This is a genomic window from Chamaesiphon polymorphus CCALA 037, assembly GCF_003003845.1.
Classification (GTDB): Bacteria; Cyanobacteriota; Cyanobacteriia; order Cyanobacteriales; family Chamaesiphonaceae; genus Chamaesiphon; species Chamaesiphon polymorphus.
Genome location: NZ_PVWO01000231.1, coordinates 1 through 8,730 on the forward strand (window position 1 = coordinate 1; position 8,730 = coordinate 8,730).

General features: G+C 45.6%; 9 protein-coding genes and 1 pseudogene. 7 read left to right on the forward strand and 3 right to left on the reverse strand.

All coding sequences use genetic code 11. From position 1 onward, the window contains the following. A pseudogene (locus C7B77_RS30820) lies at nt 1-201 on the forward strand (hypothetical protein); the annotation flags it as partial. Nucleotides 202-398: 197 nt separating this feature from the next. Here C7B77_RS30820 and C7B77_RS16970 read toward each other — a convergent pair. Both C7B77_RS16970 and C7B77_RS16975 read right to left on the reverse strand, forming a co-directional pair. Beyond that, entirely contained in the window at nt 399-1,649 is a 1,251-nt protein-coding gene (locus C7B77_RS16970; RefSeq protein WP_106307297.1) for a DNA cytosine methyltransferase, read from the reverse strand. A gap of 165 nt (nt 1,650-1,814) precedes the next feature. Beyond that, nucleotides 1,815-2,069 (reverse strand): hypothetical protein, encoded by a 255-nt coding sequence (locus C7B77_RS16975; RefSeq protein ID WP_106307300.1) that lies wholly within the window; start codon nt 2,067-2,069, stop codon nt 1,815-1,817. Nucleotides 2,070-2,089: 20 nt separating this feature from the next. Between C7B77_RS16975 and C7B77_RS16980 the strand changes: the two genes are divergently transcribed. The 6 genes from C7B77_RS16980 to C7B77_RS17005 all read left to right on the forward strand — a co-directional run bounded on the left by C7B77_RS16980 (nt 2,090) and on the right by C7B77_RS17005 (nt 7,531). Beyond that, complete coding sequence (locus C7B77_RS16980) at nt 2,090-2,719, forward strand: hypothetical protein (RefSeq protein WP_106307303.1); 630 nt, start codon at nt 2,090-2,092, stop codon at nt 2,717-2,719. 74 nt (nt 2,720-2,793) lie between these two features. Next, a complete protein-coding gene (locus C7B77_RS16985) occupies nt 2,794-3,075 on the forward strand; it encodes a hypothetical protein (protein ID WP_106307306.1) in 282 nt (93 codons plus the stop codon). A gap of 77 nt (nt 3,076-3,152) precedes the next feature. After that, nucleotides 3,153-3,491 carry a hypothetical protein gene (locus C7B77_RS16990; RefSeq protein ID WP_106307309.1) on the forward strand — a complete coding sequence of 113 codons (339 nt, stop codon included), beginning with the start codon at nt 3,153-3,155 and terminating at the stop codon, nt 3,489-3,491. A gap of 252 nt (nt 3,492-3,743) precedes the next feature. Next, nucleotides 3,744-5,309: a tetratricopeptide repeat-containing S1 family peptidase gene (locus C7B77_RS16995; protein ID WP_106307312.1), complete on the forward strand. Its 1,566-nt coding sequence runs from the start codon at nt 3,744-3,746 to the stop codon at nt 5,307-5,309. 254 nt (nt 5,310-5,563) lie between these two features. Continuing rightward, nucleotides 5,564-6,430: a DUF2382 domain-containing protein gene (locus C7B77_RS17000; protein WP_106307315.1), complete on the forward strand. Its 867-nt coding sequence runs from the start codon at nt 5,564-5,566 to the stop codon at nt 6,428-6,430. A gap of 168 nt (nt 6,431-6,598) precedes the next feature. Further along, nucleotides 6,599-7,531: a CAAD domain-containing protein gene (locus C7B77_RS17005; protein WP_106307318.1), complete on the forward strand. Its 933-nt coding sequence runs from the start codon at nt 6,599-6,601 to the stop codon at nt 7,529-7,531. 320 nt (nt 7,532-7,851) lie between these two features. Here the strand turns inward: C7B77_RS17005 and C7B77_RS17010 are convergent, their stop codons facing one another. Further along, the gene (locus C7B77_RS17010; RefSeq protein WP_106307321.1) at nt 7,852-8,499 is read right to left on the reverse strand and encodes a phosphoribosyltransferase; all 648 of its coding nucleotides are present in this window, start codon (nt 8,497-8,499) and stop codon (nt 7,852-7,854) included. Between the last annotated feature and the right edge of the window lie 231 nt (nt 8,500-8,730).

The window sequence follows — 8,730 nt, forward strand, 5'->3', positions numbered from 1 at the left end:
TTACCCGAATTGGGACAACGCACTGCCAAACAGATTGCCGCTTTGGTGGGAGTGGCTCCGTTTAACCACGATAGTGGTAAGCCGCGCAAGGTGGCTTTGGTTGCTTGTATTCGGAAACTGCTGGGCATTTTCAATGCTATGCTCCGCAACAATCAGCCTTGGTGCGAGCCGATGCTGCCAGTGGCAATCGGCTCGAACTAGAGCGTCTCGAGCGAATGCTGGCGAGCGATCGGACTGTGATGATTATTGCCGTGGGCTAGTGAGCATCACGGTGGCTTTAGCCTGTCTGTCGATCGAATAAATTACCCCTTGACAATTAACATAATCGCTTCGCGGACTAGTTAATCAGTCCGCGTAGGCGGACTTTGCATTACAAGGAGTGGTTTCAACCACTTGGGTTAAGTACTTTCCACTACTAAAGGTATTTTGCGCGATCGTTGGGCAATGGTATGTAATGGTACTTTAAAATATCTCGACGCATTAGTCATATCCAAGTAGAGTAACCGCTCCTCGCCGCGATCGATTGTTATCTTTGGCTGTACTGGCTGAATGCCCTGCGCTTTCAAAATTTCGCCAGCCAAGGCTCGCGCTAATAGCGGCGGAACGCTATTGCCAATCTGACGACAGCCATGCCATTTCGTAGAATGGAGGCGGAACCAGTCGGGATAAGAATGCAATCTCGCCGCTTCCCGCACGGTAATGACGCGCGGTAACCAGGGATGAATCGGACGAGGCGACGTGTGTGCCCCTCTAGCACTGTCTGTACCCGCTCGGAGCGTGTTGCATAGCCCTTCGGGGTCTAATCTGCGGAAACGGCTGATTGGGTCGGTTTTGCCTTGCTTGGTGGCAGCAAACCGCGATTGAGAAGATGGATTGTGTTTGGTTCTGATGCTACATGTAAGTAAATGCGGATCGAAGGTACGGGGGTAGCTATAATCGTTGGGATCTCGATCGAAACCGCGCAATTTACGACCGTATGAGCTGCTTGTCTCCCATAGTACCTTGACAACATCATTCGCCCACAAAGCATCGAACCCGTCAGCATTGGGTAAATCTCCGATCGCATCCCAGACAGTTATTCGCTCTGGTTCTGGTGCTGGATAGCTCGGCGATTTCAAACCCTTGCGCGTCCCGACTAAAAATAATCGCCTGCGATCCTGCGGTACGCCATAATCGGCAGCATTTAATACCCGATAAGGCGCGATCGCATCATAGCCAGCCTCCCCCAAAGCGGCAATTAATTCATCGAGAAACTGAGCGTGCGCGCCCAGAGTCAGTCCTTTAACGTTTTCAAATACACAATACTTGGGATTTAATTCTTTGACGATTCGCACATAATGAAATACTAATTGATTGCGCGGATCGTCAAAAGCGCGTTTTCCCATCAGGGAAAAGCCTTGACACGGCGCACCACCCATCACTACATCGATCTCTTTGGTGCCTAATTTAGCTCTTTTGCGGATTTCATCGCCTGTCAGATCGATGACGCTGGCGCAAATCGTCGTAGTTTTAGGAAAGTTATACTCATGCGTGGCACAATGAACGGGATCGATTTCTACCGCCGCGACAATATCGAATCCAGCTTGCTCGAAGCCCAATGACATCCCCCCAGCTCCAGCAAATAGGTCAATTCCGATCGGTCTAGTCATTGGGATGTAGGTTGGGTCAGCACTCGACTAGACTATTTTAGCAGTAGTTAGTATGCTCTTTAATTGGGGGTAGAAAATGTTCGTAGCCGATCGAGATATAAAGAACAACAATACAACAATATATCTATCCTAAAATATCTCGTTTCGATCGAGACAGGCAATGTCCTAACTTTCAATATTAGGATCGCCTAGATAAAGTTCTAATTCCGATCGAGACATTTCTCTACCAATATGCCAGCCATTACAAAAAGCGCATGGGTAAGCTTCGAGAGTATTTCTAGTATTTGGCTTTTGATTCATTTTTTCAGCAGCGATAACTGCTGTATCTTCCGACCCATAGTCGATCTTATTGCCACATGTCTTGTCTTTGCCAATTTTCAATCCAGCTTCTAGATGTAGCTTTTGTAAATCTTCGTTCATGGTAATAGGTATTAATTTAAATGAATGGTACTCAGACGATCGAATTGCGGTGGTTTTATCAAGAGGATTTACCAACAGAGATCGCCAACTGGTTTAATACATTAGGATCGAACGGGACAGAAGCCGATGCACGTACTGATTTTTATCTTCAGTCTAACTCTCCCGAGGTGGGTATCAAAATTCGCCAGGGCAACTTGGAGGTCAAGCATCTCCAGCAGCAATTTGATAAAATAGATATAGATGAATTTGGAGAAAGTAACGTAGAGCAATGGTCGAAATGGATTTGTGACGATCGATCCGCACATCCGCCAGCAACGGGGAAACAGGGTTGGATTCAACTCGATAAAGTCCGCCAGCAACGGTTTTATCGCGTGGAGTTTGACGATCCGCTCCAGCTAATTCCAATCGGTACGCCGAGAAAAAATGCAGTCGCGATCGAGCTGACAACCTTACAACTGTACGAAAGAACCTGGTGGACGCTTGCCTGCGAATATTTAGGCGATAACATTAGTATCGATCGACAGTTTTTGTCAATCGTGCGAACGTTGTTAGTTAACTATCCACAAACTAGATCTCAACCGTCAATTTCTGGCGGTTATCCCCAGTGGTTGATGACAATCGCTCGAGATCTAAGTATTTCCACGGATTGAAGATGTATCGGTTCCTTAGTAATATTGTTAGTTACAATAGTATTTAAGAACGAATTGTAAATTATTAATTTTTTATGAGTGGAGCCACGATCGCCATTTGTTTGGGGCTGTGTCTATTGTTTTTTGCTTGGCAGCAACGCCATCGACTGCCAATTGGTAAACGTGGCAAATCTTTAAGCAGACAACTTCGCCCGCAACACCCACAATTAGAACGAAAATTATTAAAGCTACTCGGCGGCAATCAGAATACCGCGAGTCGCCTGATTCAGCAATCTCGACTCAGAAATCCCGATAAGCCTGCGGATTGGCATTGGGAGAAAGCGATCTACGATCTAGAACGCGATCGATGGCGATAGTCAAGCGGAAATAGGGAATAGTAAATAATAAGCAAAGTTGCTTGTTAGTTACTATTACAATCGATCGCTGAGAACACATGGAGTTAATACCTGGAATCATCGCTTATTTTATTGGCGCGTACATGTGCTGTGTCAGCAGAGTATTTGTCTGGAGAATTGCTTCTCATTGGTCTAAGATTTGGGTGGCAGATGCCAGTCAAGCAGATAGCCAAGTTCTTTCACTATCAGTCGTAATTACCGTATTGATTGTATTTGGAATTTCAGTTTTTATCTGGTCGATCGTCAATCATATCAACTATAAATTTACAGAAAAAGGTTTTCTGGCAAATGGTTCCGCAGGGCTAGCAATTGCTCTGGCTGTCAACCAAAATGATTGGTTGAATGAAATTGCTGGACAAATGACTTATACAAGTTGATCTGCTGTATATTCAATCCCAAAATAGAGAGATGTATCGCGATTGACTGTTCTTTACTCCATGTAAATCAGAAAATCGGATGATATTCGATCGATATCGATCGCGAAATATTCACAGCCAGATCGACTCAGATCGCCTTAACTTCAAAACGAACCAAATATATGTACATATATTCGATCGGATAATACTATGACAACACTCGTGTAATGTTAGTCTAATAGAAGGAACGCGAACGATCTGCGACTGCTAAATATGAATAATTACTTATTATTGTCACCACTTGCGACAATCTGTGGTGCTATCTTGGTGCTGGGCTATGTACTGCCTGCTTCAGCCCTCTCACCAGTTGAGGTGCAACGTCTTGCCAAGCAATCTACCGTCAGAATCAAGGGCTGCTCTAACGCTTCAGGTGTAATTATTCATAAAAGTGGTAGTAGTTATACCATTCTGACGGCGGCTCATGCCATGCGCAATAGTGGCTGTCAAATTGTGACTACTGACGATAATGAATATGGTGTGACTCAGGTAAAACTATTCATCAACAATGTCGATTTAGCAGTTGTCAAATTTGATAGTACTAAAAGTTATCGAGTAGCTAAAGCCACCGATAATTCCGATCGAGTCGAAAGTGGGGAGAGTATTTATATTTCCGGTTTTCCCTTGACGAGTACGATTTCTGAGCCAATTTTTACCTTCGTTCAAGGAAAGGTCGTTGGCAATGGTAATAAATTGCAGAAACGAGGCTATTCGCTCGTCTACGATAATCCCACACTTCCCGGTCACAGTGGCGGCCCCGTCTGGAATGAGAACGGCGAAATAATTGCCATCCACGGGCAAGGTGATGTCGATACCAAGCTCAAACAAACCGATAACCCCGAAATCCGGATCAAGACAGGATTTAATTTGGGCATTACCATCAATACTTTTACCAAGATGGCAACGCAGATGGGGCTGAAGGAATACCTACCTGCCGAGCCAGTGGCGGTAACAACTACGCCCAAACCCGTAGACGATCTAATTGCTAGTGCGATCGCCAGAGAGAGTAAGGGCGATTATCAAGGGATCTTAGCTGATATGAACCAGGCAATCGCCATCGATCCCAAAAAAGATCGGTTATTCTACATTCGCGGTAATGCTAAAGCTGAATTGGGCGATCGTCAAGGCGCGATCGATGATTACACTAGCGATATTGCGATGAATCCCAAACGGTCTGAATCTTACTACAATCGGGGGAATGTCCGCTTTAAATTGGGCAATTGGCAACAAGCATTAATAGATTATAATAGCTCGATCTCGATCGATCCCAAACGGGCTGCGGTATTCTACAATCGGGCTAACGTTAGATATAAATTGCAAGACAAACAAGGCTCGATCGATGATTATACCCGCGCGATTGCAGTCAATCCTACACTGCTCGCAGCCTATAGCAGTCGGGGCTGGGTAAAGTACGAACTTGGCGATTATCAAAGTGCAATTTCAGACTACAATCTTGCCATTTCCATGAATCACCCCCTGTTGAGTAAGATCTACAGCCAGAAAGCTTTCGCTCAATACGAACAAGGCCAAAAAACCGAAGCAATTGCCTCGTGGCGCAAAGCTCTGAACCTACCCAATATCATGCCAGATAGTCAGTTTGGTTTAGCGATCGCCTTGTTTGCTCAAGGTAAGCAAGAAGAGGCTCTCCAATACGGAGCAGCCGCACTCCGCACTGACAAGAAATTCAACGAGCTTAGTTATTTACGCGATAAAAACTGGGGTCCCAAAATGCTTGAGGATGCCGCTCTGTTTTTACAAAATCCCAGAATGCGTGGGAAGTAATCGATAGTTAGGGCTTGCTAAGATCTTCAGCAAGCCCTAATTAAATTTTTGTCAGTCAATCGGGGTGTCGCGACTATAGATCGCGATCGTTAAATAATCAAAATATTATTCGATCGACCGAAAATGTCAGCATTTTTAGTCTCTATCTAATGGTGTTTGCTAGATCGGTAGATAGAAGGATAAATATATAGAGTCAGACTTGTAAGCTGATGAGTATCAGGTATTCAAGGACTTTACAAGTAGGACTAAATCACATGGCTCTTCATAAAATTAAAGACTTTAACCCAGATTATAAAGCACACTTTGGCGATCGGGATATTAAAGGGCTAGACGTGTATGTAGCTGACGATAAAATTGGTTCGGTTGATGATGTTTTAGTAGATGATGGCGGACAGTTTCGCTATTTAGTAATTAATACTGGAGCTTGGATTATCGGTAAGAAAGTGTTACTACCGATCGGTCGCGCCCGAGTAGACGACAACGCCAAACGTGTATATGCGATCGATTTGACCAAAGCCCAAGTTGAAGCTTTACCAGAATTCACCAACGATATGGTTGTCGATTACGACCATGAAGAGCGGGTCAGAGGCGTATATCGCGGTGGTGCGACGCCCATGCAACAGGACGTATCCTCAAGTGTCGATATGCCAACCACAGGCACTGCCATGATGGATCGGGACAATTATGCTTACGATCGCGAACCAGATTTGTATGAGGTGAACGATCGAGACAATGCGACGCTCAAACTATACGAAGAACGCCTCGTCAGCAGCAAAACTCGTCAAAAAACTGGCGAAGCCGTAATCAGCAAGCATGTTGAAACCGAGACGGCAACAGCTTCTGTGTCCGTAGATAAAGAACGCGTAGTCGTCGAGCGGATGCCCGCTAGTTCGACAGGCACGCCCGTCCCCACAGGTACAGATGCCTTTAAAGAAGGCGAAGTTGCCCGGATGGATGTGTATGAAGAAGTTCCAGAATTCCGTAAAGAAGCCTTCGTGCGCGAAGAAGTCAAAGTTACCAAAGTTGTAGACACCGAAAATGCTACGGCTCAAGAGCAACTGCGTCGCGAAGAATTAGATGTCGATGTTGATGGCAACCCAGTTATCGATAACAAGATCTAATTTACTCTACCGATCTTCTTGGTTTCCATAAAAAACCGGGAAGATCGCCACTAATTACTTGTAGCCGATGCAGAGTGCATTGGCTCTCGTGTTTATAAAGACGATCGGAGCTGAAAGTCGTTTGTCGCTCCAAAAACGCATCACCATTGAATAAGTAACTTACCGATCATGAGCATCGATCTGACAACTGAAATTTCCCGCATTGACGAGCATGACCCCAACCATGTAGAAACTCCCAAGGCAGAAGACGGCAAGCCAACAGAAGCCCAAGAGTACGACAACGCACATGTCGAAAACGCCTCTGTCGAAAACATGGATCCAATGCCAGCAGCCATGGCTGATGCCAATGACGAATCGGCAGTAGCTCCCGATCTGTCAGATGCAGCCATGGGCTATGGCGAAGCACCAATCGCCGATGCCAGCAGCGAATCGGCAACCATGCCCGATCTCGGTGAAGATGCGCTTGCTGCTAACGGAGACTTCCCTGACGAATTACCCAGCGAAGCAATTGCCACTCCCACTCTAGATGACACGATCGCCACTAACGACAGCAACCTCAAGGTAGCCAACGAATCGCCAGTCGTACACGATCTGAGTGAAGATGCGATGAAATACGACCAGAAGTCTCTAGAAAAATCTGCTGGCGAAATCGAAGCTAGTTTGCATAGCAGTTCCGATGCAGTTGTAGATAACGAGTATGCGCCCATGCCTGCCAGCATGGATACCGCAGCTACCACAGCAACAGCCGACGTCACCGACGAGAAGTCGATAACAGACTCAGCCAAAGAAATTTGGCAATCGCTGCAAAGCAATAATGCCGAGCTGTTGAACAATGCGAAGTCATCTGTAACTGATTATTACCAGAATAATCGTCAACTTTTCGATTGGCTGGGCTTAACCATCGTCGCATTTGTAGCCATCAAACTGTTATTTGCTGGGTTGAATGCGGTCGATAGTATCCCATTAATGTCGCCAATTCTCAAAATAGTCGGCCTATATTACACGGTACGCTTTGTATCGCGTTATTTAATCCGCGAGCAAGATCGAAAAGAGTTAATGCAAGCGATCGATCGCACTAAAACAGAAATCTTTGGTAGCTAGAATTAAGCCTCCACGCGACTCATGCGCGGGAACTCCGCTAACAGTTGAGATGTTTTAAGTTACACGATCGCTCTGCTTAAATTTGGGACTTCAGTCATCAGGCAACTGCTGACTGGAGTCCTTATTTTTGAAATGATATTTAAACAGCAATGTGCGTCGTTCCAGTAGTAACTAGATTTACACCGTAGACTACTAGTACTCGACGGCATAAGTAAAGCAACCATTGCGCATACCCTACCTTCTACTCTGCGAACTCCCAACTCCCAACTCCCAACTCCCAACTCTTCCCGAAATAGTACTAGGATTTACGCCGCTCGGTACTAGCTTTTCATCCCCACCTGCAATGCCGCACAAACTTCAGCATCTGTAGTTTGCGAAAAATCATCATACCAACAACCGATCGCCTCAAACGGTGCGGGCATCATCAAACAGACAATCCGATCGACACTAGCGCGCAATTCATCGATCGTCCCTTGAAAGGCAACTGGCACAGCGATGACGATCTGGGCGGGTTGTTGGCGTCTAATTGCTTCAATTGCGGCTTTCATCGTGGCTCCAGTTGCCAATCCATCATCTACCACGATCGCGATTCGATCTCGTAGATCTATCTCTGCACGATCTCCTCGGTATGTCCGATCGCGACGTTGCAGTTCGCGCAGCTCCATTGTCGCGATCCGATCGATCGTTGCCTTCGAGATGTCCATCGATCTGACAATGCGCTCGTTGAGGTATATTGCCCCCTGGAGATCGATCGCGCCCATTGCTAGCTCTGGATTGCTTGGTACGCCCAATTTATGTACCAGACAGATATCTAATGCCAGTTCGAGCATTTGCGCGATCGGGTACGCGACGGGTACCCCACCGCGCGGTAATGCCAACACGATCGCCTGCGGTCGATTGGCATAATCTAGTAGTTGTTGGGCTAGCAATTTTCCAGCTTCAGCCCGATCTCGAAACCTTTTATTCATCAAAGATTTTCGGGATGTAATGATTAATGCGATCTTATCAAAAAAATGTGAGGAAATTGTGAAGAAAATAACATTCTATCAAAATCTAATAGTTTTTTAATTAAATAAAAACCTATTGTTAAGAAATGCAAACATACCTGTCGATCGATAGAAACTAGCGTAAAGATTGAAGTATGAATCATCTAGTTGCAGAAAATAGATTATGCAAACAGATTACCTTATTGTCGGCAG

Excerpts from the sequence above, each read along its gene's own strand:
- C7B77_RS17000 (WP_106307315.1), top strand. The coding sequence starts at position 5,564 with ATGGCTCTTCATAAAATTAAAGACTTTAACCCAGATTATAAAGCACAC.
- C7B77_RS17005 (WP_106307318.1), top strand. The coding sequence starts at position 6,599 with ATGAGCATCGATCTGACAACTGAAATTTCCCGCATTGACGAGCATGAC.
- C7B77_RS16990 (WP_106307309.1), top strand. The coding sequence starts at position 3,153 with ATGGAGTTAATACCTGGAATCATCGCTTATTTTATTGGCGCGTACATG.
- C7B77_RS16995 (WP_106307312.1), top strand. The coding sequence starts at position 3,744 with ATGAATAATTACTTATTATTGTCACCACTTGCGACAATCTGTGGTGCT.
- C7B77_RS16975 (WP_106307300.1), bottom strand. The coding sequence starts at position 2,069 with ATGAACGAAGATTTACAAAAGCTACATCTAGAAGCTGGATTGAAAATT.
- C7B77_RS17010 (WP_106307321.1), bottom strand. The coding sequence starts at position 8,499 with ATGAATAAAAGGTTTCGAGATCGGGCTGAAGCTGGAAAATTGCTAGCC.
- C7B77_RS16985 (WP_106307306.1), top strand. The coding sequence starts at position 2,794 with ATGAGTGGAGCCACGATCGCCATTTGTTTGGGGCTGTGTCTATTGTTT.
- C7B77_RS16970 (WP_106307297.1), bottom strand. The coding sequence starts at position 1,649 with ATGACTAGACCGATCGGAATTGACCTATTTGCTGGAGCTGGGGGGATG.
- C7B77_RS16980 (WP_106307303.1), top strand. The coding sequence starts at position 2,090 with ATGAATGGTACTCAGACGATCGAATTGCGGTGGTTTTATCAAGAGGAT.